This is a genomic window from Inhella proteolytica (assembly GCF_016093275.1).
In the GTDB taxonomy this organism is placed as follows: Bacteria; Pseudomonadota; Gammaproteobacteria; order Burkholderiales; family Burkholderiaceae_C; genus Inhella; species Inhella proteolytica.
Map to the genome: position 1 here is coordinate 25,749 of NZ_JAEDAK010000001.1, position 25,673 is coordinate 51,421.

The 25,673-nt window shown below is 69.1% G+C and carries 21 protein-coding genes; 12 read left to right on the forward strand and 9 right to left on the reverse strand.

Features of this window, described 5'->3' with window-relative positions:
* Positions 1-10 precede the first annotated feature (10 nt).
* Positions 11-2,125, forward strand: a complete 2,115-nt coding sequence (locus tag I7X39_RS00105) for a caspase family protein (RefSeq protein WP_198108919.1) — start codon at positions 11-13, stop codon at positions 2,123-2,125.
* A gap of 30 nt (positions 2,126-2,155) precedes the next feature.
* On the opposite strand, the gene I7X39_RS00110 is transcribed toward I7X39_RS00105, so the two are convergent.
* The 4 genes from I7X39_RS00110 to I7X39_RS00125 all read right to left on the reverse strand — a co-directional run bounded on the left by I7X39_RS00110 (position 2,156) and on the right by I7X39_RS00125 (position 5,127).
* Positions 2,156-2,764: a M23 family metallopeptidase gene (locus I7X39_RS00110; RefSeq protein WP_198108920.1), complete on the reverse strand. Its 609-nt coding sequence runs from the start codon at positions 2,762-2,764 to the stop codon at positions 2,156-2,158.
* Positions 2,765-2,786: 22 nt separating this feature from the next.
* Positions 2,787-3,062, reverse strand: coding sequence for a hypothetical protein (locus tag I7X39_RS00115; protein ID WP_198108921.1), 276 nt, complete (start codon positions 3,060-3,062; stop codon positions 2,787-2,789).
* A gap of 140 nt (positions 3,063-3,202) precedes the next feature.
* Entirely contained in the window at positions 3,203-3,982 is a 780-nt protein-coding gene (locus I7X39_RS00120) for a LytR/AlgR family response regulator transcription factor (RefSeq protein ID WP_198108922.1), read from the reverse strand.
* On the reverse strand, positions 3,979-5,127 hold the full coding sequence (locus I7X39_RS00125; protein ID WP_198108923.1) for a sensor histidine kinase: 1,149 nt from the start codon (positions 5,125-5,127) through the stop codon (positions 3,979-3,981). Before I7X39_RS00125 ends, I7X39_RS00120 begins: the two co-directional genes overlap by 4 nt.
* Positions 5,128-5,285: 158 nt before the next feature.
* On the opposite strand from I7X39_RS00125, the gene I7X39_RS00130 reads away from it, so the two are divergent.
* The 3 genes from I7X39_RS00130 to I7X39_RS00140 are packed head-to-tail and all read left to right on the forward strand — an operon-like array spanning position 5,286 to position 9,436.
* Entirely contained in the window at positions 5,286-6,767 is a 1,482-nt protein-coding gene (locus tag I7X39_RS00130; RefSeq protein ID WP_198108924.1) for an ankyrin repeat domain-containing protein, read from the forward strand.
* Positions 6,768-6,806: 39 nt separating this feature from the next.
* A complete protein-coding gene (locus I7X39_RS00135; RefSeq protein ID WP_198108925.1) occupies positions 6,807-8,660 on the forward strand; it encodes an ABC transporter ATP-binding protein in 1,854 nt (617 codons plus the stop codon).
* Between the two features lie 20 nt (positions 8,661-8,680).
* Positions 8,681-9,436: a DUF3667 domain-containing protein gene (locus I7X39_RS00140; RefSeq protein ID WP_198108926.1), complete on the forward strand. Its 756-nt coding sequence runs from the start codon at positions 8,681-8,683 to the stop codon at positions 9,434-9,436.
* A gap of 24 nt (positions 9,437-9,460) precedes the next feature.
* Here the strand turns inward: I7X39_RS00140 and I7X39_RS00145 are convergent, their stop codons facing one another.
* Positions 9,461-11,359, reverse strand: coding sequence for a sigma-54-dependent Fis family transcriptional regulator (locus I7X39_RS00145; RefSeq protein ID WP_198108927.1), 1,899 nt, complete (start codon positions 11,357-11,359; stop codon positions 9,461-9,463).
* Positions 11,360-11,656: 297 nt separating this feature from the next.
* Between I7X39_RS00145 and exaC the strand changes: the two genes are divergently transcribed.
* Positions 11,657-13,177, forward strand: a complete 1,521-nt coding sequence (exaC, locus tag I7X39_RS00150) for an acetaldehyde dehydrogenase ExaC (protein ID WP_198108928.1) — start codon at positions 11,657-11,659, stop codon at positions 13,175-13,177.
* 72 nt (positions 13,178-13,249) lie between these two features.
* Complete coding sequence (locus I7X39_RS00155) at positions 13,250-13,633, forward strand: VOC family protein (RefSeq protein WP_198108929.1); 384 nt, start codon at positions 13,250-13,252, stop codon at positions 13,631-13,633.
* A gap of 129 nt (positions 13,634-13,762) precedes the next feature.
* Here the strand turns inward: I7X39_RS00155 and I7X39_RS00160 are convergent, their stop codons facing one another.
* The 3 genes from I7X39_RS00160 to I7X39_RS00170 form a co-directional block, all read right to left on the reverse strand.
* Positions 13,763-14,656 carry an amino acid ABC transporter substrate-binding protein gene (locus tag I7X39_RS00160; RefSeq protein ID WP_198108930.1) on the reverse strand — a complete coding sequence of 298 codons (894 nt, stop codon included), beginning with the start codon at positions 14,654-14,656 and terminating at the stop codon, positions 13,763-13,765.
* A 143-nt stretch (positions 14,657-14,799) separates the two neighbouring features.
* Positions 14,800-15,741 carry a porin gene (locus I7X39_RS00165; protein ID WP_198108931.1) on the reverse strand — a complete coding sequence of 314 codons (942 nt, stop codon included), beginning with the start codon at positions 15,739-15,741 and terminating at the stop codon, positions 14,800-14,802.
* A 33-nt stretch (positions 15,742-15,774) separates the two neighbouring features.
* Positions 15,775-16,944: a branched-chain amino acid ABC transporter substrate-binding protein gene (locus I7X39_RS00170; protein ID WP_198108932.1), complete on the reverse strand. Its 1,170-nt coding sequence runs from the start codon at positions 16,942-16,944 to the stop codon at positions 15,775-15,777.
* A gap of 563 nt (positions 16,945-17,507) precedes the next feature.
* Here I7X39_RS00170 and I7X39_RS00175 point away from each other — a divergent pair.
* The 6 genes from I7X39_RS00175 to I7X39_RS00200 all read left to right on the forward strand — a co-directional run bounded on the left by I7X39_RS00175 (position 17,508) and on the right by I7X39_RS00200 (position 24,455).
* On the forward strand, positions 17,508-20,303 hold the full coding sequence (locus I7X39_RS00175; protein ID WP_198108933.1) for a TonB-dependent receptor: 2,796 nt from the start codon (positions 17,508-17,510) through the stop codon (positions 20,301-20,303).
* A gap of 74 nt (positions 20,304-20,377) precedes the next feature.
* Complete coding sequence (locus I7X39_RS00180) at positions 20,378-21,883, forward strand: tryptophan halogenase family protein (RefSeq protein WP_310739807.1); 1,506 nt, start codon at positions 20,378-20,380, stop codon at positions 21,881-21,883.
* A 24-nt stretch (positions 21,884-21,907) separates the two neighbouring features.
* A complete protein-coding gene (locus I7X39_RS00185; protein WP_198108934.1) occupies positions 21,908-22,384 on the forward strand; it encodes a hypothetical protein in 477 nt (158 codons plus the stop codon).
* Between the two features lie 13 nt (positions 22,385-22,397).
* Positions 22,398-23,135 (forward strand): DUF6445 family protein, encoded by a 738-nt coding sequence (locus tag I7X39_RS00190; protein WP_198108935.1) that lies wholly within the window; start codon positions 22,398-22,400, stop codon positions 23,133-23,135.
* Positions 23,132-23,503, forward strand: coding sequence for a hypothetical protein (locus I7X39_RS00195; protein WP_198108936.1), 372 nt, complete (start codon positions 23,132-23,134; stop codon positions 23,501-23,503). Before I7X39_RS00190 ends, I7X39_RS00195 begins: the two co-directional genes overlap by 4 nt.
* A gap of 148 nt (positions 23,504-23,651) precedes the next feature.
* Complete coding sequence (locus I7X39_RS00200; protein ID WP_198108937.1) at positions 23,652-24,455, forward strand: substrate-binding periplasmic protein; 804 nt, start codon at positions 23,652-23,654, stop codon at positions 24,453-24,455.
* Between the two features lie 46 nt (positions 24,456-24,501).
* Here I7X39_RS00200 and I7X39_RS00205 read toward each other — a convergent pair whose 3' ends face one another.
* Positions 24,502-25,596 (reverse strand): PEP-CTERM sorting domain-containing protein, encoded by a 1,095-nt coding sequence (locus I7X39_RS00205; protein ID WP_198108938.1) that lies wholly within the window; start codon positions 25,594-25,596, stop codon positions 24,502-24,504.
* Positions 25,597-25,673: the final 77 nt, after the last annotated feature.

Sequence of the window (25,673 nt, forward strand, 5' to 3'; positions counted from 1 at the left end):
GGGTGCAGCGGTGAAGGCTTGGCTTTGGGGCGGACTGGGTTGTGCCTGGGTGGCGATGCTGCCCGTGGCGGCGGCTGCACCGGACGAACGCGCGGTGCAGGTGGCCGCGGCCGCACCGGCAGGGGGCACGGGCCTGGCGCCCGAGGTGGGGCGGCGCACGGCGCTGGTGATCGGCAATGCCCAGTACAAGCACCTTTCGGCGCTGAAGAACCCGGTCAACGACAGCCGTGCCATCTGCGACAAGCTGCGGGGCCTGCGCTTCGATGTCGACTGCCAGGAGAACCTGCCCGACCCACGCGCCATGCGCCGGGCGGTGGCGGCCTTCGTCAAGCGCCTGCAGCCCAACGACACCGCGCTGTTCTATTACGCCGGCCATGGCATCGAGGTGGGGGGCGAGAACTACCTGGTGCCCACCGAGGCCGAGGTCAGCAGCGAGTCCTATGTGCCGGACGAGACCTTCCGGCTCTCCTTCCTGTTCGACGAGCTGCGTGCCTCCGGCGTGCGCCTGTCCATCTTGATCCTCGATGCCTGCCGCGAGAACCCCTTTGCGCAGAGCCGCTCGGCCTCCGGGGCGGGCGGCGGCCTGGCGCTGCCCAATGCCCCGGCCGGCAGCATCGTCATCTACCCCACGGCGCCTGGGCGGGTGGCCTACGACGGCTTTGGCCGCAACGGCCTCTTCACTGCCCACCTGCTCAAGCATCTGGACAGCCCGGGCCTGAACATCGAGGAGATGTTCAAGCGCGTCATCGACGGTGTGCGCACCGAATCCACCCCCTTCGGCGCGCCCCAGGTGCCGTGGATCAACTTCTCCTTTACCGGCGAGTTCTGCTTCGTGGGCTGCGGCACGCGCGTCAGCACGGCGCAGTACCAGGCCCTGGTGCGCGAGAAGGAGCAGATGCAGCAGCTCACCGAGCAGCAGCGCGCCGCCATTGCCGCCATGCGCACCGACTTCGAGGCCCGCGAGCAGGAGGTGCAGACCCTGAAGCAGCGCATGGCCACGCTGCAGGAGGACATGCGCGTCAGTTCGATGAACAAGCAGATGTCCCAGCAGGCGCTGGCGCAGCTGGAAGCCGAGCGTGAGGCGCTGGCCGGCTCGGCCCGCCTGCTGGCGCAGCGCGACCGCGAGCTGCAGCAGGCCCGGGCCCAGCTGCAGCAGCTGGAGGCGGCCCAGGCCGAAACCACCAAGCAGCAGCAGGTGGTGGCCGGCCAGCTGGAGCGCATCCGCGAGCTGGAGGAGCAGCTGGCTCAGGCCGGCCAGGCCCAGCGCTCCGCGGCGGATGTGAACCGCCTCAAGGCCGAACGCGACGAGCTGCTGGCCAAGAACGCCGCCGTGACGCAGGAGCTGCGCGCGGCGCGCGTGGCGCAGTCCGAGCTGGAGGAACTGCGCAAACGCCTGGCCCGCTTTGCGCAGACGCAGTCCGAGCTCAACGCCTACAAGAGCCGGTTGGAAAACTCGGAGCGCGCTTACCAGGCGCTGGTGCAGGAAAAGGCGCAGATCCAGCGCCTGGCTGGCGAGCAGCAGCAGGCCATTCAAGGGCTGAAGCAGGACCTGGCGGCGCGCGAGCAGGAGCTGGCCGCGGTGCAGGCCCGCATGGCCCGGCTGCAGGAAGACATCCAAGCCGGCACGCAGGAGAAGAAGCTCTCGCAATCGGCGCTGAACCAGTTGCAGCAGGAGCGCGACCGCCTGGCCCAGTCGGCCCAGGTGCTGGCCGAACGCGAGAAGGAGCTGCAGCAGACGCGCACCCGCCTGCAGCAGTACGAGAGCCGGCAGGTCGAGCTGGCGCGCGACCGCGCGCTGTCCGAGCGGCAGCAGGCGCGCATCCGCGAGCTGGAAGCCCAGTTGCAGCAGGTGGGCAAGGACGCCCCTGCCGCGGCCAGCCTGGCCCGGCTGCGCGAGGAACGCGACCAGCTGCAGGCCCAGAACGCGCAGATCGCCGACAAGCTGCGCGCCAGCCAGGGCGCGCAGCAGGAACTGGAGGAACTGCGCCGCCAGGTGGCGCGCCACCAGAGCCAGCAGTCCGAGCTGGACACCTACCGGCTGCGCATGGAAACGGCCGAGAAGCAGCTGAAGGACGCCATGGCCGCGGCCGTGAAGAAGGCGGCGGTGGTGGCGCCGGCCTTGTAAAGAGGCCGCGCGCCGGGTGCGCGTTGCCGCTCAGTAAGCGAGCGCACGGTAGCTCTGGTAGCTGCGCAGTACGCGGTCGGGTGGGTCCGCATTGCGGAAGGAGACCGGCACGCCGACATAGGGGTAGATCGCCTCGCCCTGCACCACCATGAAGTGCAGATGCGGGTAGCCGGCATAGCCGGAGCGCCCGGTCACGCCAAGGACCTGGCCCTGGGCCACCGTTTCACCCTCCTGCACCACGATGCCGCCGCGCGGGCTGTGCAGGTACAGGCCCGAGGTGCCGTCCCCATGTTCGATGACAACGTAGTTGCCGGTGCTGCCGCCGCCTCCGCTGCTGGGCTCGGTGTTGACCACGGTCTTGACGCGGCCGCCGCGCGCGGCGACGAAGGGGCTGCCCTCATCGAAGTCGAAGTCAAAGGCGAACTGGTCCGGCCGGCCGGCCGAGTGGAAGGAACTGGAGCAGTTGGCCAGGCCGGTGCGCACGGTCTTTCCCGCAGCCCAGGGCAACACGTAGAGCGAGTGCGCGGGGTCGGGGTACTGGGCCGGGCAGCCGGCGGCGGCCTGATTGCCCGGCTTGGCCTCGCCGGAACCACTGTTCGTGCCACCGCCGCAGCCGCCCAGGAGCAGCAGTGCCAGCAAGGCACAGCAGGCCCTGCCGGCCTTACTGGATGCGCAGACGGCCATCTTCGATCACCAGGGTGACGGAACCTTCGACATCGAGCGCGCCTACTCCCACCACGACGATGCGGCATTTGCCGCACACGCCGCCTTGGGAGGTGCTGGCACCGATCGAGCTGCGCTGCGTGCTGGCGCCTTCCTCGATCTCGATCTCGTAGCGGCGGCTGTCCTTGTTGATGAGGTCCACCGCCAGGGCCTGCGGCAGTGCCAGGGCGCCGGCGCTAAGGGCCAAGGCTTTCAGAAGGGTTTGAAGCGTCATTGCGGGGTCCGTGGGAGGCTGGGGCTTCGCAGCCTGCCTGCCCGACGCATCCGCACCCAGGGCGCGGTGACCAGCCGGCCCATCCCTGGGTGCAAGCCCGGCCTGGCGGGGTGAACGCAGGGCTGGCGGGGACGAAGGCCTTATCCGAACAGTGCCCGCACCGCGTCCAGATGGCGGTCGCTGACCGGCACTTCGGCGCCGGACTTCAGCTGCAGACTGTAGGCCCCGGGCCCGCTCGCCTTCAGCGCCGCCACCGCGTTGCGGCGCACCAGGGCGGTGCGGTGCACGCGCAGGAACTCGGCCGGCGGCAGGCGCTCTTCCATGCCGGCCAGGGTGGCGCGGTGCAGCACCACGCGCTGCGGCAGCTGCAGGCGCACGTAATTGCCGGCGCCGCCCACCCATTCGATGTCGGCCACCGAGATGCGCTCGACCACGCCGACGGAGCGCACTGTCAGGCTGCGCAGCGGCGGCACGGGCTGGCCGGCCTCTAGGGCCTGGCGTTCGGCGAAGTAGGCTCCCATGGCGCTGGCGCAGGCGGCGGTCTGCTTCAGGTTCAGCACCTCTTCGGCGCGCTTGAGCATGCTGGCGAAGCGTGCGCCATCGAAGGGCTTGAGCAGGTAGTCGAGCGCGTAGACATCGAAGGCGCTGAGCGCGTGCTGGTCGTAGGCGGTGACGAAGACCACCAGCGGCGGCTGCGGCAGCGCGCACAGCTCGGCCGCCCAGGCCAGGCCGTTCTGGCCCGGCATCTTGATGTCCAGCAGGATCAGATCCACCGCCTGCTGCTGCAGCGCCACGCGGGCGGCCACGGTGTTGTGGCAGCTGCCCACGCAGGCCCAGCCGGGGTGGGCTTCCAGCGCCAGCTGCAGATTGCTGCGCGCCAGCGCCTCGTCATCCACGATCAGCGCGTTCCAGGGCGTCATAGAGTGTGCGGCGGCACGCTGAGGGTGAGGCGGAATTCGTCGGCGCTGCGCTCGGTTTGCAGGCCGGCCTGCGCGCCGTACAGCAGCGTGAGGCGCTCGCGCGTGCTGGCCAGGCCCAGGCCATGGCCGCTGCGGTCGCTGCCCTGCGCGGGCAGGGAATTGCGCAGCTGCAGCTGCAGGCGCTCCTGCGGCAGCAAGCGCAGCGCGATGTGCAGCTGGCCGCTGCCGCCCTGCGCCTCCAGCCCGTGGTGGATGGCGTTTTCCACCAGCGGCTGCAGCAGCAGCGGCGGCAGGGCCAGGCTGCTCCAGTCGTGCTCCTCGATCTCCCAGCTCAGCTGCAGCGCGGCGCCAAAGCGCAGGCGCTGCAGTTCCAGGTAGTCGCGCACGAAGTCGAGTTCGTCGGCCACCGAGACCCAGTCGCTGCGGCTGGCGCGCAGCGCATAGCGCAGCAGATCGGCCAGTCGGGCCAGCGCGCTCAGCGCCGCCTCGGGCTGCTGGCCGCGCACCAGCGCCGAGACGCTGTTCAGGCAGTTGAAAAGGAAATGCGGTTCCAGCTGGCCCTGCAGCAGGCTCAGGCGCAGGCCCAGCAGCTCGTGCTCGGTCTGCTGCAGCTGCTGCTCGCGCTGGCGGCTGCGCTGCCAGCCGCTCAGCGCCATTTGCACGGTGTAGGCGCCGCCCAGCAGCACCGTGTCCATCCACCAGCTGTAGGCGGGCTGGCGGGTCAGCAGCTCCCACAGCGGCCCGGGCGGCTTGCCATGCCACCAGGCCTCGGCAAGCTCCTGGTAGACCATGTAGGGCGGCATGAAGAGCAGGGCCAACAGCAGGAACACCCCCAGCGCCCGCGGCGGGTGCGCCAGCGCCGGGCCATGGCGGGCGAACAACCAGTGCAGGAACAGGCTGAGCGCCATCAGCGGCAGGTAGATCGGCAGATTGCGCAGCCACAGGCGCGTGAAGTCGACCGTCTGGCCCTGGCGCTGCACATCGCTGTAGATGGCCACGCACATGGCGGTCAGGATCAGGGTCCAGATCGCCACGGCGGCCAGCGCCGGCCGCAGCCCCGCAGGCACGCGCTGACCCAGGGCGATCCAGGGCCCAGGCGCGGGGGGGACTGAGCCGCGCGGCAGCGAAGTGGCGGGAGTGGGCATGGCGGGCCGAGCGCGGGCCGAAGGGCAGGGGTGGGAAATTATGGGAGCCGCCCCGGCGCCTTTGGTGGCACGGACTGCCCGGTTCGTCCCAAGCCTGGGCCGGTGCCGGGCCACGGCCCCTATCGTGTGGCCTTGTTCAGCCCCAGCCCGAGGCCCCGATGCGTTGGAAGCACCCCTTGCGGCGCCTGGTCGCGACCCTGCTTTGCCTGGGGCCGCTGCTCGCCAGCGAGCCGCTGCGCGCCGAGCCGCCGCCCTGGCGCCCGCTGATCGAACGCGACGCGCTGGAGGCCCTGCGCACCCAAGTGGGCGAGCCGCCGGACCCGGTCTGGCTACAGGGCGCGGACGGTGCCAGCCCCTTGATCCTGGCCGTGCAGGCGGGCGCGGCGCGCACCACGCAATGGCTGCTGCAGCAGGGCGCCGCGGTGGACGCGCGCACGGCGCGCGGCAGCAGCGCCCTGGCGCTGGCCAGCGCGCGTGGCGACGTGGCCATGGTGCGCACCCTGGCCCTGGCCGGCGCGCAGCTGGGGCTGAAGTCGCCCAACGGCTATCAGCCGCTCGACTGGGCGCTGGAACGCGGCCAGCTGGCGACCGTGCAGGCCCTGCTGGAGATCTGGGAGCAGCGCGCCGGGGCCGAAGCCGGCTCGCTGCCCCTGCTGCGCGCGGTGGCCGCGCAGGACCTGGGCCGGCTGGACGCCCTGCTGCGCGCCGGGCATGACCCCAACCAACCCAACCCGAGCGGCTTCGCCCCGCTCGCCCTGGCGGCGCGCATCGGCCCGCTGCCACTGCTGCAGAGCCTGCTGCGGCATGGCGCCGACCCGCGCGTCGGCGGCCAGCCCGGCCATGACGTGGCGGGGGCGCTGAACCAGGCCGCGCGCGGCCTGCAGGTGGAGCTGGCGCGGGCGCTGATCGAGGCGGGCGCCGAGGTCCGCCGCGGCAATGCCAAGGGCTTCACGCCCCTGCACCTGGCCGCCTTCGTGGACCACGAGCAGGGCGCGCTGACAAGTCTGCTGCTGGCCCAAGGCGCCGCGCCGCGCCAGCCGGCCGAAGACGGCTACGACGCCCTCGATGTGGCGCTGGAGCAGCGCAACCGCCTCTTCATGCGCCTGGCCTTGCGCCGAATGGTGACTGAGGCCGGCGCGGCCGGGGCCACCCCCACGCTGCGCCTCAGCCTGGCCGTGCTGGAAGGCGACGTCTCCGAACTGCGCCGCCTGTTGGCCGCCGGTGCGCAGCCCGACGGCCCCAACCCGGCCGGCCACGGCCCGCTGGCCTTGGCCGCCGCTTGGGGCGAGCTGGAGCTGGCCCAGGCCCTTCTGGCCGCCGGCGCCCGGGTGGATGCCGCAGGCGACAACCGCTACCGCAGCACGCCGCTGATGGAGGCCACGCGCGACGGCCGCACCGCCATGGCCGGCCTGCTGCTGGCCCATGGCGCTCCCATCAACCAGCTGGACCGCAACCAGGACCATGCGCTGAACTGGGCCACCTTCTTTGGCCACACCGAGCTGGTGGCGCTGCTGCTGGCCCATGGGGCGGACCCGGCCCAGGCCGGCCGCGACAGCGGCGACAACGCCCTGGCCATCGCGCAGCGCCGCCAGTTCCCGGCCGTGCAGGCCGTGCTGCAGGCGGCGCTCAAGGCGCCGTAGCCGGCGCATCACCACCCAACTGGGCCGACACTCGCGGCCATGTTGTTGAACCGCCTTGCCGCGCGCTTCGAGCGCCTTGTCGACCCTTACCCCGCGGCCACACCCATGCAGCCGCCGGCCGCCTTCTTCGCCTTCCTGTGGCGCTGCGCCGAAGGGGTGCGGCCGCACTTGCTTGGCGTCACCCTGATGACAGCCGGCATCGCCGCCGCCGAGGCCCTGTTGTTCAGCCTGATGGCCCGTCTGGTGGACTGGCTGGGCACGCAGAAGCCCGAGACCCTTTGGAACCAGCCGCAGCCGGTGCTCTGGCTTCTGGGTGCGGTGCTGGGCGCTTCCGTGCTGCTGGCGGCCGGCCAGGCGCTCACCAAGTACCAGGGCGTGTTCGGCAACTTCCCGATGCGATTGCGCTGGATCTTCCACCGCCGCATGCTGGAGCAGAGCCTGGCCTTCTTCGGCGACGAGTTCGCCGGCCGCATTGCCACCAAGGTGATGCAGACCGCGCTGGCGGTACGCGACACCTGGCTGATCGTGGTCGACATCCTGGTCTACGTCCTCGTCTACTTCGGCACCCTGGTCGGCATCGTCGCCAGCTTCGACGCCTGGCTGATGCTGCCCTTCGCCAGCTGGCTGCTGCTCTACCTCGGCTGCTTGCGTTTCTTCGTGCCGCGGCTGGGCAAGATCGCCCAGGCCCAGGCCGATGCGCGCAGCCTGATGACCGGCCGGGTGACGGACGCCTACACCAACATCGCCACCGTCAAGCTGTTTGCCCATGGCCGCCGCGAGGCCGCCTATGCGAAGGAGGCGATGCAGGAGTTCATGCTCACCGCCTACGGCCAGATGCGCCTGGTGACGGCCTTCGAGGTCGTCAACACCTTGCTCTCGGCCCTGCTGGTGGGCAGCACCGCGCTGCTGGCGCTGTGGCTCTGGGGCACCAGCCTGATCGGCGTGGGCGCGGTGGCCGCGGCCACGGCGATGGCGATGCGCCTGAACGGCATCTCGCACTGGGTGATGTGGGAGATGGCCAGCCTGTTCGAGCACATCGGCACCGTGCAGGACGGGCTCAAGACCCTCTCCAAGCCGGCGGCGGTGGTGGACGCCCCGAACGCCACCGAGCTGCAGGTGCCGCGGGGCGAGATCCGCTTCGAGCAGCTGCGCTTCGGCTATGGCCAGGCCCGGCCGGTCATCGACGGTCTGGACCTCGTCATCCGCCCCGGCGAAAAGATCGGCCTGGTGGGCCGCAGCGGCGCGGGCAAGAGCACTCTGGTGAACCTGCTGCTGCGCCTCTACGACCTGCCGGAGGGCGGCGGGGTGATCCGCATCGACGGCCAGGACATCGCCGGCGTGACGCAGGACTCGCTGCGCCGCGCCATCGGCATGGTCACGCAGGACACCTCGCTGCTGCACCGCTCGGTGCGCGAGAACATCCTCTACGGCCGCCCCGATGCCAGCGAGGAAGACCTTCGCTGCGCCGCCGAACGCGCGCATGCCAGCGAGTTCATCGCCCAGCTCAGTGACCCCAAGGGCCGCACCGGCTTCGACGCCCATGTGGGCGAGCGCGGCGTCAAGCTCAGCGGCGGCCAGCGCCAGCGCATCGCCATCGCCCGCGTGATGCTGAAGGACGCGCCCATCCTGCTGCTGGACGAAGCCACCAGCGCGTTGGACAGCGAGGTCGAGGCTGCAATTCAGGAGTCGCTCTACCAGCTGATGGAGGGCAAGACCGTGGTGGCCATTGCGCATCGCCTCTCCACCATCGCCGCGATGGATCGCTTGATCGTGATGGAACAGGGCCACGTGGTCGAGACCGGCACGCATGCCGAGCTGCTGGAGCACGGGGGCATCTACGCGCGGCTGTGGGCGCACCAGAGCGGGGGATTCCTGGGTCTGGAGGCCGATTGAGCGTCCGCACAATGGCGGCCATGAACAGCCGCCATTGCCTGAACTGCCAGGCCCCCTTGCCCAGCCCCTTTTGCGGGCAATGCGGGCAGTCCGCCAAAGTGCATCGCTTCACCCTGGCCGGCCTGCTGCACGATGTGCCGCATGCCGTCTTCCATGTGGAGCGCGGCATCCTGGCCACGCTGGCCGGCCTGTTGCGCCGCCCGGGCGTCACCATCAACGCCTACCTGGACGGCCAGCGGGTGCGCTTCTTCAACCCGTTGAGCCTGCTGGTGCTGATGGCTGGTGCCTATGCGGCGCTTTACAACCAGCCCTTCCTGCTCAGCATCCTGGAGCCTCTGTTTGACGACTCTCGCGCCCGCGGACACATCACCGGCATGCTGGGGTGGACGACGCGCTGGTATTCGGTCCTGCTGCTGCTCAGCGTGCCCTTGATGGGGGGCTTGAACTGGCTGTTCTATCGGCAGCAGGGCCGCAATGTGGCGGAGCACATGGTGATCATGGCGTTCACGAATGCGGTGAGCACCTTGCTGATGATCCTGCCGCTCTATCCCCTGCTGTTGGCGCTGCACTGGAGCGGCTGGGCCGGGGCGCAGCGCTGGATGGGGATGGCCTGGCTGGCCGTGGCCTTCATCACCCTGGCCTACCAGGGCTGGGCCGTGGCCCAGGTCTTTGCTCAGCAGAAGGGCACTGGCCTGCGCGGCGGGGGCTCGATGCTGTTGATGTGCCTGCTCGCCGGCGGCGTGGGCGTGCTGGGGGGCGTGCTGGCGATGCGCTGATCCGCGGTCCGCCCGGCAGCAGGATCACGCTGCCAGGCGTCGGTACAACGAGCTACGGCTGATACCCAGGCGCCTGGCGGCTTCGGTTCGGTTCCCGCCGCAGTCCTCCAAGGCTTGCCGGAGCGCTTGGTCGCTGACAGCGCGCAAGCTCAGCGCCGCAGTCATCGCTTGCGCGACGGGCTGGATGGAGGATGTGAACTCGGCCCCCAGATGCGCCCAGCCGATCTCCCGCTCGCCCGGCTCCAGCAGCGCCCAGGCGCCGCGCAGCACATGGTGCAGCTCGCGCAGATTGCCGGGCCAGGGGCGGCGGCGCAGGGCGTCGGCCACCTCGGGGGCCAACTGCGGGGCGTCTGCACCGGCCAGCTCGCGCAGCATGCGTGCGGCCAGGGCGTCGAAATCGCTGCGCTGGCGCAGCGGCGGCAGGGCCAGGGTCTGGCCGGCGATGCGGTAGTACAGATCGGCGCGGAAGCGCCCGGCCTGCACCTCGTCGGGCAGCTGGCGGTGGCTGGCGCACAGCAGCTGGAAGTCCACCGCCTGCGCGCTGCCGCCGCCCAGGGGCTGCACGCGCTGGTCCTGCAGCACGCGCAGCAGGCGGGCCTGCAGGGCCAGGGGCATGTCGCCCACTTCGTCCAGGAACAGGGTGCCGCCCTGGGCCTCGCGGATGCGCCCGGGCGCGCCGCGCGGCGCCGCGCCGGTGAAGGCGCCGGCCTGGTAGCCGAACAGCTCGGCCTCGATCAGGCCCTCGGGCAGCGCCGCGCAGTTCAGCGCCACGAAGGGCTTGTGGCGGCGCGCGCTGCTGGCGTGCAGGGCCTGGGCCAGCCATTCCTTGCCGGTGCCGGTTTCACCCTGCAGCAGCAGGGGGATGCCGCGGTCCAGCAGGCGGCGCGCGCGCTGGATCAGGGCGTGCATCGTGGGGTCGCCGCTGTCCAGTGCGGCCAGCGCATCTTGCGGGGTGGCGGGGGCCGCCGGGGGCAGGGCAGGGCTGGCGCGCGCGGCCAGGCGCGGCGCGCGCTGCACCTGCAGCCACAGCCAGCGGCCCTGGTGGTGGCGCAGCCGGCGCGGGCGGCCGTCGCGGGCCATCTCGGCCAGGGTGTCGGGGCCCAGCTCCAGCAGCTCGGCCAGGGGCAGTGGCGCCGGGGCGGCCAGGCCGAGGGCGGCGCAGGCGCTGCGGTCGGCGGCGGCCAGCAGGCCGTCCTCGTCCAGCGCCAGCCGGCCTTCGGCGACCGAGCCCAGGCCTTCCGCTTGTTCGTGCAGGGCCAGCAGCCAGGGCGCGCTGCAGCGGGTGGCGAACAGGCGCTGCTCGACCATGCGCGCGGCGGCGCGTGCCAGGCCCAGGGTGTGCGGGTGCCAGCGGCGGCGCTCGCCAGAGATGTCCAGCACGCCCAGCAGGCGGCCGTCGGGGGCGTGGATGGGCGCGGCGGCGCAGCTCAGGAAGCCGTTGCGCGGCAGGTAGTGTTCGCCGCCGCGCACCAGCACGGCCTGGCCCTCGGCCAGCGCGGTGCCGATGGCATTGGTGCCGCGCCATTGCTCGTGCCAGCTCGCCCCCGGGCGCAGGGCCACGCGGGCGGCGCGGTCGGCAAAGCCGTCGTCGCCCAGGGCTTCGAGCAGGGTGCCCTGGGCATCGGCCAGGATCACCAGGCTGCTGCTGCCCTGCACCTGCTGTTGCACGAACTCCAGCACCGGCCGGGCCTGGGCCAGCAGGTCGCCACTGGCCGCGCGGGCGCGTGCCAGCTGCGCGGCGCTGGCATGCGGGGCGGCGGCGGGCGCGGCGCCCAGGGGCTCCAGGCCGAAGGCGCGGCTGCGCCGCCAGCTCTGTGCCAGCAGGGGGTGCAGCAGGCCCTCGCCCAGCTGGCCGTCCTGTTCCAGCTGGCGGCGGGCCAGCGCCAGGTGCTGGGCCGGTGGTCCGGCGTCGAGAGCAGCCATGGGGTCTCCGATCGTGGCGGCGCGAGCCTAGGCTGAGCCCGGCGCGCCGCCCAGGGTTTGAGCCGCGGTGCGGGGTGGGCTGTCCCAGATTGGGACGCTGTGCCAGCGCCTGCGACAGCTGCGGGCATTGCAGCCCCGCCGCCTGACGCGGGGCTTGCGCATTCCGGGCCGGTTTCCGGCCTTTTGCGCCGAAGGCAGCGCTGGCACGCGCCGTGCAAAGGCAGCCCCAACCGGGCGGGCAGATCGCGGCCGCCGTCCGGACCCCTTCACCCGATTCGCCGCCTCAGGAGACCCGCCATGCTGTATGCCCAACCCGGCGCCGCCGGTGCCCCGCACGACTTCGCCCCGCGCTACGACAACTTCATCGACGGCCGCTGGCAGCCGGCGGCCGACGGCCGCACGCTGGACGTCATCACGCCCATCAGCGGCAAGGTCTACACCCAGGTGGCCCGCTCGGGCGAGATCGACATCGAACGCGCCCTGGACGCCGCGCACCGCGCCGCACCCGCCTGGGGCGCCACGCCGCCGGCGCAGCGCGCGCAGGTGCTGCTGCAGATCGCCGACCGCATCGAGGCCAATCTGGAGCGCCTGGCCTATGCGGAGACCGTGGACAACGGCAAGCCCATCCGCGAAACCCTGAATGCCGACCTGCCGCTCGCGGCCGACCACTTCCGCTACTTCGCCGGCTGCCTGCGTGCGCAGGAGGGCGCCTTGAGCGAGATCGACAAGGACACCATCGCCTACCACTTCCACGAGCCGCTCGGCGTGGTGGGCCAGATCATTCCCTGGAACTTCCCCATCCTGATGGCGGCCTGGAAGCTGGCGCCCGCGCTGGCGGCCGGCAACTGCGTGGTGCTCAAGCCGGCCGAGAGCACGCCGGTCAGCATCCTGCTGCTGACGGGACTGATTGCCGACCTGCTGCCGCCCGGCGTGCTGAACGTGGTGAACGGCCTGGGCCGCGAGGCCGGCCAGGCCCTGGCGGCCAGCCGTCGCATCGCCAAGCTGGCCTTCACCGGCAGCACGGCCACTGGCCGCCACATCGCCCAGGCCGCCGCGGCCAATCTGATTCCGGTGACGCTGGAGCTGGGCGGCAAGAGCCCCAACATCTTCTTCGACGACATCGCCGCCCAGGACGACGCCTTGTTTGACAAGGCCATCGAAGGCCTGGTGCTGTTCGCTTTCAACCAGGGCGAGGTCTGCACCTGCCCGAGCCGCGCGCTGATCCAGGCCTCGATGTATGAGCGCTTCATGGAGCGGGCCCTGAAGCGCGTGGCCGCCATCAAGCAGGGCAACCCGCTGGACACCGACACCATGATGGGCGCCCAGGCCTCGGCCCTGCAGCTGGACAAGATCCTCAGCTACCTGGAGGTGGGCAAGCAGGAAGGCGCCAAGGTGCTGGCGGGCGGCGCGCGTGCCCAGCTGGGGGGCGAGCTGGCCGAGGGCTACTACGTGCAGCCCACGCTCTTCCTGGGCCACAACCAGATGCGCGTGTTCCGCGAGGAAATCTTCGGCCCGGTGCTGGCGGTGACGACCTTCAAGGACGAGGCCGAGGCCCTGCGGATCGCCAACGACACGCCCTACGGCCTGGGCGCCGGCGTGTGGACGCGCGACGGCAGCCGTGCCTACCGCATGGGCCGTGCCATCCAGGCCGGCCGGGTGTGGACGAACTGCTACCACGCCTACCCGGCGCACGCGGCCTTCGGCGGCTACAAGGAGAGCGGCATCGGCCGCGAGACGCACAAGGCCATGCTGGAGCATTACCAGCAGACCAAGAACCTGCTGGTGAGCTACAGCGCGAATGCGCTGGGCTTTTTCTGAGCGGGCGCTCTTGACTTGAAGTGGGCTTGAACTTGCAGGCTGGCGGCCTCTTCACTCCTTGCTGGGATTTCCATGAGCCGCCCGCCTGCGCTTCAAGCCATCGACCACGTCCATGTTCATGTACGCGACCGCACCGCCGCCGAGGCTTGGTACGCCCAGGCCCTGGGCCTGCGCCGCCTGCCCGAGCTGGCCCATTGGGCGGCCGACGGCGGGCCGCTGACCCTGAGCGACCCGGCTGGCGTGCTGCACCTGGCGCTGTTCGAGCGCCCGGTGCAGCCGCACCCCGCCACGCTGGCGCTGCGCGTGGATGCGGCCGGCTTCGCGGCCTGGCGCGCCCACTTGGCCGAGGTGCTGGGCCAGCAGCTGAAGGTGGTGGACCACCGCGAGTCGATCTCCGTCTACTTCGCCGATCCGGACGGCAACCCGTTCGAGATCACGACGTATGAAGTGGCGTGAGAAGTGGGTTGGCCAGCCTGCAGCGCACCGAGGCGCCGGCGCGCTCCATCGTGGGCAACCCCCGCGGCAGCCGGGGCCGGCCCAAGCCCGGCGCCCCGACCCCCGGCGGACAAAAGCCCGTGCAGGCGCTTAGCGGTATTTCTCCGGGTCCGGCGAATCCGTCGGTTCCTTCAATACCCGGGCCATCGAAGCCGGCATCGGCAGGTTCAGGTTGACGTTCTGCGGCGGCACCGGGCTCTGGAACCAGCGCTTGTAGAGCTGGTGGATCTCGCCGCTGCGGAAGAGCTGGCGCAGGGCTTCGTCCACCAGCTTCTTGAACTCGGGGTCGCCCGGCGGCAGGGGCAGGCCATAGGGCTCGACGGAGAGCGCCAGCTCCGAGACGCTGTAGGCCTCGGGCTTGCGGGCGCTGGCCAGCAGGCCGCGCAGCAGCACGTCGTCCATCGCGAAGGCCACGGCCTGGTCGCTGTCCAGCAGGCGGATGCTGTCCACGTCGTCCAGGCCGGCCAGGATGCGCATGTTCAGGTTGCGCTCGCGGTTCAGGTCCTGGAGCAGCTGGATGCTGGTGGTGCCGATGGTGCTGGCCACGGCCAAGCCGCGCAGGGCGTCCACGTCCGGGATGGGCCGGCTGCGCTTGGAGAGCAGGCGGCTTTCGGCCACGAAATAGGTGAGCGAGAAGCCGACGTTGCGGGCCCGCTCGGCCGTGTTGGTGGTGATGCCGCACTCGATGTCCACCGTGCGGTTGGCCACCAGGGGCAGGCGCGTGCCGCTGGTCACGGCCATCAGCCGCACCTCCAGATCGGCCAGGCCGGGCTGGCGGCGCAGGTGGTCGATGACGCGGTAGCAGATGTCCATCGTGAAGCCGATGGGTTGCAGCTGCGCGCCCAGGTAGGAGAAGGGCACCGAGGCCGTGCGGTAGCCCAGGGTGATGACGCCGGAGTGGCGCAGCTTGGCCAGCGTGGGGGAGGGCGCCTGCGCCAGGGCAGAGCCCATGGCCAGGCAGAGCAGCAGCGCGCGAAGGACCATCTCGTCAGCTTCCCCAAAAGTGATGCGGCCCCGGCGTGAAGCCGGGGCCGTGATTGTCAGCGTCGGAGCGCAGGCAGCCGTCCCCGCGGCAGCCGCCTGCGCTCCGCCCTCCCTGCTGCGCTCGAGGCTGTGTGCTTAGAGGCTTAGAAGTTGTGACGCAGGCCGCCCGCCACGGAGCGGAAGTCGCCGCCGTAGATGCCGGCCTTGCCGTCGTCCACCTTGGTGAAGAAGGCGTACAGCTTGGTGCGCTTGCTCAGGTTGTGGTTGATGCCCAGGGTGTACTGGGTGGCATCGCTGTCGTTCACGCTGCCCACCTTGCCGGCGCGGCCCACATTCAAGTGGAACTCGTTGGCGCCCGCCACAACCATGCCCACCAGGCGCACGTTGGTGCGGCTGCCCTTGACGCTCCAGGCGTCGTCGTCGCGCTGCAGGTAGCCGCCTAAGCCCAGATTGCCGGCCATGTAGAAGGCACGGAAGGCGGCTTGGGTGGCGTCGCCGTTCTTCTCGTAACCGGCGCCCAGTTGCAGGCCGCCCACGGTGTAGTTCCAGGCCACGTCGTAGCTGTTGTTGGCGCCGCCTTCCTTCAGCGAGGTGGCCAGCTCCAGGCTCATGCCCTGCGCCATCGAGGGCAGGCGGTAGGCGATCTTGTTGCTGTTGCGGCCCACGTAGGCGTAGAGCGCGTCCGAGGAGGTGCCGGTGTCGTGGTTGTGGTTGCTGATGTAGTCGGCGGTGGCGTAGTAGGCCTCGCTGGTCATCTGGCCCAGACGCAGGGTGCCGAAGCTGCCGCTCAGGTTCACTTCGGCCTGGCGGCCCCAGTAGGTGGCGGCGGCGGCGCCGGTGTCGGCGGAGAGGCCGCTCTCCAGTTGGAAGCCGGCCTTCAGGCCGCCGCCCATGTCTTCGCTGCCCTTCAGGCCCCAGCGCGAGCTGTTGTTCTGCAGCACGTTCTTGGCCGAGGCATCGCCAGCCTTCTGGTTCTCGACGCTGAGGTTGATGCGGCCATAGACGGTGACCGAGGACTGGGCCTGGGCGGCGCCGGCCAGCAGGGCGAAGGCGGCCAGGGCGGTAAAGCGGATCTTGTTCTGCATGGTGCTTGGAGTTCTGGTGGTTGAAAGGAAGGCTTAGCGAATGACGGCCAGCGCATCGCGCTTGCCACCGTTGTAGGTGTAGAGGGTCAGGGCGCCGTTCTTGATGTCGCCCTTGTTGTCGAAGCTGATGGTGCCGGTGACACCCTTGTAGCCCTCGGTCTTGGCGAGCACGGGCAGGTACTTGGCGGGGTCGGCGCTACCGGCCTTGACCATCGCGGCCACCATCACGTTCACCGAGTCGTACACGTACGGTGCGTAGACCTGCACCTCGGTGTTGAACTTGGCGCGGAAGCGGTTGTTGAAGTCAACCATCGCGGTCTTGGCCTCGCCTTCCACGCCACCGGCCTCGGCGCAGTACACCTCGGCATCACCCATGGTGCCGGCGGCCAGCTTGGGCAGCTGGGCCGAACAGATGCCATCGCCGCCAATCATCTTGGCCTTGATGCCCAGCTGCTTCATCTGGCGCAGCATCGGGCCGGCCACGGCGTCCATGCCGCCGAAGAACACCACGTCGGGGTTCTTGGCCTTCAGCGTGGTCAGGATGGCGCTGAAGTCGGTCGCCTTGTCGTTCGTGAATTCGCGGCCGACGATCTTGCCGCCGGCGGCCTTGACGCCCTTCTCGAACTCGTCGCCCACACCCTGGCCGTAGGCGGTGCGGTCGTCGATGACGGCGATGCTCTTGCCCTTGAGCTGCTGCACGGCGTAGCGGCCCAACGTGCCACCCAGGTGCACGTCATCGGCCACCACGCGGAAGGTGGTCTTGAAGCCCTGGCGCGTGTACTTGGGGTTGGTGGCCGAGGGGCTGATCTGCGGGATGCCGGCATCGCTGTAGATCTTGGAGGCCGGGATGGAGGTGCCGCTGTTCAGGTGGCCCACCACGCCATTGACCTTGTTGTCCACCAGCTTCTGCGCGGCCGAGGTGCCCTGCTTGGGGTCGCCGCCGTCGTCTTCGGCCAGCAGCACCAGCTTGACGGGCTTGCCGCCGATCTGCACGCCCTTGGCGTTCAGCTCGTCGATGGCCATGCGGGCGCCCAGCTCGTTGTCCTTGCCCAGGTGGGCGATGGCGCCGCTGGTGGGGCCGATGTGGCCGATCTTGACGGCTTCCTGCGCCTGCGCGGCGTAGCTGAAGGGCAGGGCCAGCAGGGCGAGGCCGACGGCGTTGAGCGACAGGCGACGCGACGCGCCGTGGGAGGTGTGTTGCATGGGATAGAGCTCCTCGGTTGGATGGGGTGTCGCCGTACAGCGCGACTGGGGCCCATTGAGCAGCGTTCGTGCCAGCTTCTGTTTCCGCTTGTATTTCCCTTTTGCAACAAGAACTTACGCGTCGTCTTCGGGCTCAACCTGGGAAACACCCGAAGAGGGTCAACCAGAGCTGGCGTGTGAGGGGCAACACGGCCCTTGGCCCCTGCCTGTGCCGAAATTCGCACCTGGGCCGGGCGGCGTCTGCCCACCGGTCCGGAATTCGACTTCCGGTGCACCTGTCGTGGTGTTTGAAGCTTTGCTACATGTAGTTTGGCTACATGCCCGATGACTTTTCTGGCGACTTCGCGTCGAGCATAGGGTTAACGAGCTGAGTAAAGACCCGTTAAATGTGCCGAAATGGCCACGGCACCAAGGGTTCCACCCGAGCGGAAGGCCTCGCTTCGGGATGGTCTGTAATCTAGTTTTAGTACAGAATTTGTTTCGTTCCGACCCGAATGGTGCGCGATGGCAAGGTGGGCTTGACCACGACGCGCCGATCCCCCCACAGCCTAGGAGTGCGAAGCATGAAGAGTTCGAGCGGCGGGCGTGACCTGTTCAAGGTCAACGCGATCACGGCAGGTTGCCTGGTGGCCCTGATGGCCGGAGGCGTTCAGGCGCAAGAGGCCCAGAAGCTGGACACCGTGGTCGTCACCGGTATCCGCAAGGGCATCGAAGACGCGATCTCGGTCAAGAAGAACAAGGACAGCATCGTCGAAGCCATCTCGGCCGAAGACATCGGCAAGCTGCCGGACACGACCATCGCCGAAGCCCTGGCCCGACTGCCTGGCGTGACCACCCAGCGCACCCGCGACGGCAAGGCTTCCACCATCAGCATCCGCGGCCTGGGCCCGGACTTCAACGGCTACCTGCTGAACGGCCGCGAGCAGACCAGCACCGGCGACAGCCGCGCCGCTGACCTGAGCGTCTACCCGGCCGAGCTGATTGCCGGCGCCACCGTCTACAAGACCGGCGACGCCGCGCTGCTGACCGCCGGTCTGGCCGGCACCATCGACAACCGCCTGATCGACCCGCTGGCCTTCAAGAACCGCGTGATCGCCGGCGCGGCCGAGAAGACCGAATCCGGCCGCGGCCTGCAAGTGCCCAAGGGCACCGGCAACCGCTACAGCCTGAGCTACATCGACCAGTTCGCCGACCGCAAGATTGGCGTGGCGCTGGGCTTCGTGCGCGCCGACGGCACCGCCTTCCAGCAGACCCGCGGCGGCTGGGGTACCGGCACCGTGGACGCCACCCTGGCTGGCGGCGGCACCGCCACCGGCGTGAAGGTCCCCGACTGGGGCAATGGCGTGGACTTCAAGAACCGCCGCGTGGAAGACGAGCGCACCGGCGTGGCCGCCATCCTCTCGTACAAGCCGAGCAAGGAGTTCCACACCCAGCTCGACGTCTTCTACGCCAAGATCGACAACTTCGCCAAGGAAGCCCGCATCCAGGGCGGCCTGAGCGGCCCGATCACCAACGCCACCGTGCAGGGCGGCGAGGCCATCAAGGGCACCTTCCAGCTGGGCGCCAGCCCCAACGGCCTGATCAACCGCCACGAGTCGATCTTCCAGGACGACACGCTGAAGTCGATCGGCTGGAAGAGCAAGTTCATGTTCGCCCCCGACTGGGCCGCGACCGTGGACCTGAACCACAACAGCGCCGAGCGCATCGAGCGCAATATCGAGGCCTATGGCGGCATCCTGGCGGCCGACACGCTGACCTTCGACCGCAGCGGCGGCGGTGCCCCCCAGTTCACCCTGGGACGCAAGGCCGAGTACACCAACCCCTCCTCGGTCTTCATCCGTGACCAGAGCGGCTGGAGCGGCGTGAACGGCCTGCCGCAGGCGGGTTACTCCAAGGGCCCGACCATCAAGGACAAGGTCAAGGGCCTGCGTGTCGACCTCGACCACAGCATGGAAGGCCTGTTCAACAACGTGCAGTTCGGCCTGGCGCTGAACAAGCGCACCAAGGACCGCATCACCGACGAAGGCGTGATCGCCTCGGTGGCCGGCAATGGCGGCCAGCCCTTCGCCTACCCCTCGGGCTCCTATGTGGAAGCCAATATCGGTGGCACCGGCTTCGACATGCTGACCTTCGATCCGCGCGAGACCCTGTGGGAAGGCGCGCGCATCATCCGCAAGTTCAACGACGACATCCTGTCCAAGACCTGGGGCATCGAAGAGAAGGTCACGACGGCCTTCGTCAAGGCCGATCTCGATACCGAGCTGGCTTCGATCCCGGTGCGCGGCAATGTCGGCTTGCAGATCGTTAACACCGACCAGTCGTCCACGGGCTACCGCGCCAACATCGGCTCGGGCGTGGTGCTGACCAACCCGGCCATCGGCCTCTCGAAGGACGGCACCAAGTACACCGACGTGCTGCCCTCGCTGAACCTCTCGGGTGACCTGGGTTCGGGCAATGTGCTGCGCCTGGCCGCTGGCCAGCAGATCGCTCGCGCCACGCTGACCGACCTGCGCAACTCGGCCGCCATCTCCGAGGACAAGGAGTGCGGCGCCACCCAGGGCGGCGTCTGTACCGATCCGACCTACGGCCGCTTCATCGGCTCGGCCGGCAACCCGCACCTCAAGCCCTTCAAGGCCTGGGCGCTGGACCTGTCCTACGAGAAGTACTTCGGCACCAAGGCCTACATGAGTGCCGCGGTGTTCTACAAGAAGCTCGACAGCTACATCACCACCAGCACCAACCTGTCGTACGACTTCACCCGCGAAGCCCAGGCCCTGAACCTGCAGCGCCCGCTGAGCGGCTCTTACACCGGCATCTTCACCAGCACGGTGAACGGTGATGGCGGCCGCCTGAGCGGCTTCGAGATCGCGGCCTCGGCCCCGTTCTCCATGATCAGCTCCTGGCTCGACGGCTTCGGCGCGAACTTCAGCTATTCGGACACGAGCAGCTCGGTCAAGCTGCCCAACCTGCTGGGCCTGAACCCGAACCAGCAGGTGCCCACCGGCGGCACCATGCAGCTGCCGGGTCTGTCCAAGAAGAACGCCAAGATCACGCTGTACTTCGAACGCTGGGGCTTCAGCGCCTTCGTGGCCAAGAACTACCGTTCCGACTACGTCGGCTCGGTGGCCAACGACGCCATCGGTGGCTACCCGACGCCGCGCCTGATCGACGGCTCCAGCTGGGTCTCTGCCCAGGTCGGCTACGAGTTCCAGGACGGCCCCGCCAAGGGTCTGGCCATCCGCGTCGAGGGCAACAACCTCAACAAGCCGGTGTACCGCCAGCTGCGTGCCGATGGCTCGGTCGAGAACGAGAACAAGACCGGTGCGGACCTGATCCTCAAGTTGAGCTACAAGCTCTGAGCCTGAGCACTCGGTAAGCCACTTCAGGCCCCCTGCCTTCGGGTGGGGGGCCTGTTCATTGGAGGAGACGAAACGTGGAAGCTCTCAAGGACATCGTCATCGTGGGCGGCGGCACGGCCGGCTGGATGACGGCCGCGGCCCTGTCCAAGGTGCTGCGCGGCAAGTACCGCATCCGGCTGGTGGAGTCGGACGAGATCGGCACCGTCGGCGTGGGCGAGGCCACGATCCCGATGATCAGCCTGTTCAACCGCATGCTCGAACTCGACGAGGACGAGTTCATGCGCAAGACCCAGGCCTCGTTCAAGCTCGGCATCGAGTTCGTCAACTGGGGCCGGCTGGGTGATCGCTACATCCACGGCTTCGGCGTCATCGGCCAGTTCAACTGGACGGTGGACTTCCACCACTACTGGCTCAAGCAGTGGCAGGCCGGCAAGGCCAAGGAACTGGCGGCCTATTCCATCAACACCGCCGCCTGCCACGCCAACAAATTCATGCGGGCGCGTGCCGACATGCCCAACTCGCCGCTCGGGCAGATCGCGCATGCCTTTCATTTCGACGCCTCGCTGTATGCCAAGTTCCTGCGCGGCTATGCCGAGGAGCGTGGCGTCGAGCGCATCGAGGGCAAGATCGTCGAGGTGCAGCAGCGCCCGGGCGATGGCCATGTCACGGGGGTGCAGTTGCACAACGGTCAGCTGGTGGAGGGCGAGCTCTTCATCGACTGCTCGGGCTTCCGCGCGCTGCTGATTGAGGGGGCGCTGAAGACCGGCTACGAGGATTGGTCACACTGGCTGCCCTGCGACCGCGCCTTGGCCGTGCCCTGCCTCTCCAGCGCCGAGCTCACCCCCTACACCCGCGCCACCGCCCGCCAGGCCGGCTGGCAGTGGCGCATTCCGCTGCAGCACCGCGTGGGCAATGGCCATGTGTACTGCAGCAAGTTCATCAGCGACGACGAGGCGGCCGCGGTGCTGCTCAGCAACCTGGACGGCGCCCCGCTGGCCGAGCCGCGCCCGATCAAGTTCCTGACCGGCCGGCGCCGCCAGACCTGGAACAAGAACGTGGTGTCGATCGGCCTCTCCAGCGGTTTCCTGGAGCCGCTGGAATCCACCAGCATCCACCTCATCCAGATGGGCATCGCCCACCTGCTGACCTATTTCCCGGCCGCGGGCTTCAGCGACGCCGAACGCGACCGCTACAACCGCACCATGGAGCAGGAGTTCAACTGGGTGCGCGACTTCATCATCCTGCACTACAAGGCCACCGAGCGCACCGATTCGCCGTTCTGGAACTACTGCCGCACCATGGACGTGCCGGAGTCGCTGAGCCAGCGCATGGAGCTGTTCCGCAGCAGCGGCCGGCTCTATCAGGAAGGCGACGAGCTGTTCCGCCCGATCAGCTGGCTGCAGGTGCTGCACGGGCAGCGCGTCGAAGCGCAGAGCTACCACCCGCTGACTGATCTTTTGCCTGAGCCGGAGATCCAGGAGTACCTTGATGGCGTGGCCGACGTGATCCAGCACTGTGTGGACGTGATGCCGACGCATGCGTCCTTCATTGCCGAGCACTGCGCGGCCCCCAAGCTCTGAACCGACGCCCAAGGAGGGGAAAAGATGAATCGCTGGAAGCTGCCGCTGAGCCTGTCCGCCCTGGCCCTGTTACTGGCGGGTTGTGCCACACCGGCCCCGAAGGACACCGCCACGCTGACCTACGAGACCAAGCCCGAGGGCGCCAGCCTGTTCGAGGCGGGCCAGCCCATCGGCATGGCACCGCAGACCCGCAGCTACAAGCTGGAGGCTGGCGCCAGCACCATCAAGACGCCCGAAGTCACGGCTGTCTGGCCCAGCGGCGCCAAGACCGGCTTCTATACCTTCCTGAAGCCCGGCGCTGATGACGTGGCGACCCTGGAGCGGCCAGCCAAGGCGCCCGATCTGCAGAAGGACCTGGACCACGCCACCAAGGTCGTGGCTGCCAAGGAAGCCGAACAGCGCCGCCTGAAGGAAGAGGCCAAGCGCGAGCAGACCCGCAACTCGGCGCGTTGCCAGCAGCAGCAACAGAAGGGCCAGCAGGTCGCCATCAGCGACTGCTGACGGCATTCGCCCCATGCTGCCCCTGCCACGCCCGGCCTCGGGCAGCTTCTTCAACCCGCAGGCCCAGGTGCGGCGGGTGCCGATCGGCGACGGCCAGCAGGCCCTGGTCATCGACGATGCCCTGGCCGAGCCCGGGGCGCTGGTGAACTGGGTGGACGACCATGTCTTCGAACCCGCCGAAGACAACGCCTACCCCGGCCAGCTGATGCTGGCGCCGCCGGCGCTGACCGAGAGCCTGGACGGGCTCTTCATGCAGAAGGTGCGGAGCGCCTTGGGCGGGCGCCGCACCGTGGAGCGCTACGCGCGCTTCAGCCTGGTGACGCAGCCGCCGCAGGCATTGCGGCCCTGCCAATGGCTGTGCCACCGCGACCGTGTGGCCGCCGACCCGGGTCGGGTGCTGTTCGCCGCCTCGGTGCTCTACCTGTTCCCCGACCCCCGGCTGGGCGGCACCCGCTTCTTCCGCCCGCGCTGCAGCGCCGCGGAGCTGGAGCGGCTGCTGGCGGACGCCCAGGAACTCGACGGCCCGGACTTTCAGGCCCGGTATGGCATCGCCCCCGGCTACATGGGTGAGGGCAATGCCTACTTTGAGTGCACCGCCGAGGTCGAAGCGGCCTGGAACCGCCTCGTCTTCTACGACGGTGCTGTGTTCCACTCGGCGGTCATCGAGCGGCCGGACCTGTTGAGCGAGGATGCCGGACAGGGGCGGCTGACCCTGAACGGCTTCTACGCCTGCACCCGCGCCCTTGCATGAAACCTGCCGCCTTCCTGCTCCTGCTGCCGGCCCTGGCCCTGGCCCAGGGACCGACCCGCACCGTCGAGATCGAGTGGGGCGAGGCGCGCCGCTTCGAGGCCGAGCAGACCCTGGCGCCGGGCCACACCGTGGAGGCCTGCACGCCGCTGGAAAAGACCCAGCAGGTGCACTGGACCTTCCATGCCGATGGCAACCTCAGCTTTGCGCTGTTCCACCGCATCGGCAAACGGCCCATCTACGCCGAGCGGCGGCAGCGCACGCGCGGCCTGCAAGGAGCCTTCAACCCCCAGCAGGCGGTGCGCCACTGCTGGTCCTGGACGAACTCGGGGGCGCAAACCGTGCGAATGGCCTTCATGCTGCGGCACTGATTGGGGTGAACCATCAGCCGAGGGCGCTTGGGGTCGGGCACACAATCCGCCGTGCAAGTCGCCGTCGCGCCAGACGACGGGCCGCCTCCGGGCGGCGCCACAACAAGCGGCTGCATTCAGGTGAGGGCCAGACCCTGAGAGTGAACGCATGCGGAGTTGGATTGGTGGGACCTTGTTGGCGCTGTGCGTGGGGCTGGGCGGAATGCCCGCAGCCTCGGCTTCGAGCTGCAAGCAACTGCGCGCCTCCGGCAACCCGCAGTACCCGCCCTATCTGTGGCGCGACCCGGCCAACGAAGAGGTGCTGGTCGGCGCCAATGCCGAGCTGATGGCTTGGCTGTCCAAGGAAATCGGCATCCCCATCGAGGTGCGCTTCGTCGGCCCCTGGAGCCGGGTGCAGGAAGAGGCCCGTGCCGGCCGCCTGGACCTGCTGGCGGGCGCCTTCTTCACCCTGCAGCGCACCGAGTACATGGACTATGTGTACCCGCCGTTCCGCGAGACACGCTCGGTGGTGATGGTGCGCGGGGACAAGAAGCTGAACTTCAAGCGCTGGGACGATCTGATCCCCCACCAGGGCATCACCGTCATCAACAACAGCTTCGGTGAACAGTTCGACCGCTTCGCGGCCGAGAAGCTGCGCGTGACCAAGGTGGCCAGCCTGGAGCAGGCGATCCGCATGGTCGAGCTGGGGCGTGGCGACTACCTGCTCTATGAAGACAGCCCGGCCGATGCCTATCTGGCACGCATGGCGGTGCAGGGCTTCCGCACGCTGATGCCGGCGGTGGCGCAGGAACAGCTCTACGTCACCCTTTCGCAGCGCTCGGAATGCAACAGCCCGGAACTGCGCGGCGCGCTCACGCGTGCCATGTACAAGCTGCAGCGCGAGCGCCTGATGCCGGAGTTCGTGGCGCGCGCAGTGAAGCGCTGGCAGGCCGAAGGGGCCTCGCAGAAGTAAAAAAACCGGGCCGCAAGGGCCCGGTTCTGTTTGCGGCGCGCTGCGCTCAGGCGCGGCGGCGGCGCACGGTGTAACCCAGACCCAGCAACCCAAGACCCATCAAGGCCAGGCTGCTGGGCTCCGGCACGCCCGGGGGCGGCGGGTTGTTCAGGGACACCAGGAACAGCTGCTCGTAGCCGTTGTCGATCTGCACCTGGTCGCAGTTGCCGGCCCAGGCGGCGGCGCAGCCCAGCCGCACATCCACGTGCAGCGTGTAGCCGCTGAGGGCGGTGCTGTCCAGACTGAACAAGCTGTTCAGGTAGCTGTCCAGCGTCGAAAAGGTGGCGATGTAGGCCACATGGTCGGCGCCCAGGTTGTGGTCGAACTTGGTGTCGCCGTTGGCGCAGACCTTGGGCACGCCAAAGTTGTCCAGGCAGGTCTTGCCGCCGGCCATGATGTAGTCGGTCCGGCCGCCAGCGTACACGCCAGGGGTGTATGCGCCGGGGTTGTAGGCGTCAGCCGCAGCCTGGTTGGGCGCCGGCGGTTGGCCGTAAAACTTGGCCGGGTAGGTCGGGTCGTCGGTGATGTCGCGGTTATCGACGTACAGGTAGCGACCGTTGTAGACATCGCCATCCGCCTCGGTGATCCAGATGCGGGCCCAGATGGCCAGCGACTGGTCCTTGTTCGTATCGTTGTTGTTGAACATGAAGGCAGCACCGCCGCCGTTCAGGAAGCCCTTCAGGTCATTGAGGTTGGCGTCCCAGGTGCGGTTGCTGTTGTTGGCGATGCCCGCCTTGTTGCCCGGGTTGATGACGCCGATGTCTTCGCCAATGCTGGCGTACGGATCCGTCTTGCCATTGGGCGGCTGGTAGGCGTCGTCAAAGCCCGCCGCATTGGTCGTCACGTCCACGCCGCCGGCGCCGGTATAGATCACCAGCTGGTCCTTGATGGCGCCCGGGGTCGATCCAATGTTGAAGGGGTTGTCGCCCGGCTTGACATTGCCGCCATTGGCCAGGTTGTAGAGGTACTGATTGATCGGTGCCGAGTACACCGTGGCATTGCCGTAGTTCACGTAGTTGGCGCCGGCCAGATTCAGCGGCGCCGCCGTGCCGGTGAGGCTCGCGCCCAACAGCAGGCTGGCAGTCAGGAAGGATGCACGCATATCAGACTCCCCTGAATTGAGCTACAACTTGTTGCAGCACAAAACATGCCTGTGCGCCCAAGTGCCTGATTCGAAAG

What these genes read in the sequence shown, in the direction of transcription:
- I7X39_RS00140 (WP_198108926.1), top strand. Translation starts at nt 8,681, where the DNA reads ATGAACAGCCGCCATTGCCTGAACTGCCAGGCCCCCTTGCCCAGCCCC.
- exaC (WP_198108928.1), top strand. Translation starts at nt 11,657, where the DNA reads ATGCTGTATGCCCAACCCGGCGCCGCCGGTGCCCCGCACGACTTCGCC.
- I7X39_RS00205 (WP_198108938.1), bottom strand. Translation starts at nt 25,596, where the DNA reads ATGCGTGCATCCTTCCTGACTGCCAGCCTGCTGTTGGGCGCGAGCCTC.
- I7X39_RS00175 (WP_198108933.1), top strand. Translation starts at nt 17,508, where the DNA reads ATGAAGAGTTCGAGCGGCGGGCGTGACCTGTTCAAGGTCAACGCGATC.
- I7X39_RS00145 (WP_198108927.1), bottom strand. Translation starts at nt 11,359, where the DNA reads ATGGCTGCTCTCGACGCCGGACCACCGGCCCAGCACCTGGCGCTGGCC.
- I7X39_RS00200 (WP_198108937.1), top strand. Translation starts at nt 23,652, where the DNA reads ATGCGGAGTTGGATTGGTGGGACCTTGTTGGCGCTGTGCGTGGGGCTG.
- I7X39_RS00165 (WP_198108931.1), bottom strand. Translation starts at nt 15,741, where the DNA reads ATGCAGAACAAGATCCGCTTTACCGCCCTGGCCGCCTTCGCCCTGCTG.
- I7X39_RS00115 (WP_198108921.1), bottom strand. Translation starts at nt 3,062, where the DNA reads ATGACGCTTCAAACCCTTCTGAAAGCCTTGGCCCTTAGCGCCGGCGCC.
- I7X39_RS00120 (WP_198108922.1), bottom strand. Translation starts at nt 3,982, where the DNA reads ATGACGCCCTGGAACGCGCTGATCGTGGATGACGAGGCGCTGGCGCGC.
- I7X39_RS00190 (WP_198108935.1), top strand. Translation starts at nt 22,398, where the DNA reads ATGCTGCCCCTGCCACGCCCGGCCTCGGGCAGCTTCTTCAACCCGCAG.
- I7X39_RS00185 (WP_198108934.1), top strand. Translation starts at nt 21,908, where the DNA reads ATGAATCGCTGGAAGCTGCCGCTGAGCCTGTCCGCCCTGGCCCTGTTA.
- I7X39_RS00170 (WP_198108932.1), bottom strand. Translation starts at nt 16,944, where the DNA reads ATGCAACACACCTCCCACGGCGCGTCGCGTCGCCTGTCGCTCAACGCC.
- I7X39_RS00160 (WP_198108930.1), bottom strand. Translation starts at nt 14,656, where the DNA reads ATGGTCCTTCGCGCGCTGCTGCTCTGCCTGGCCATGGGCTCTGCCCTG.
- I7X39_RS00155 (WP_198108929.1), top strand. Translation starts at nt 13,250, where the DNA reads ATGAGCCGCCCGCCTGCGCTTCAAGCCATCGACCACGTCCATGTTCAT.
- I7X39_RS00195 (WP_198108936.1), top strand. Translation starts at nt 23,132, where the DNA reads ATGAAACCTGCCGCCTTCCTGCTCCTGCTGCCGGCCCTGGCCCTGGCC.
- I7X39_RS00130 (WP_198108924.1), top strand. Translation starts at nt 5,286, where the DNA reads ATGCGTTGGAAGCACCCCTTGCGGCGCCTGGTCGCGACCCTGCTTTGC.
- I7X39_RS00125 (WP_198108923.1), bottom strand. Translation starts at nt 5,127, where the DNA reads ATGCCCACTCCCGCCACTTCGCTGCCGCGCGGCTCAGTCCCCCCCGCG.
- I7X39_RS00135 (WP_198108925.1), top strand. Translation starts at nt 6,807, where the DNA reads ATGTTGTTGAACCGCCTTGCCGCGCGCTTCGAGCGCCTTGTCGACCCT.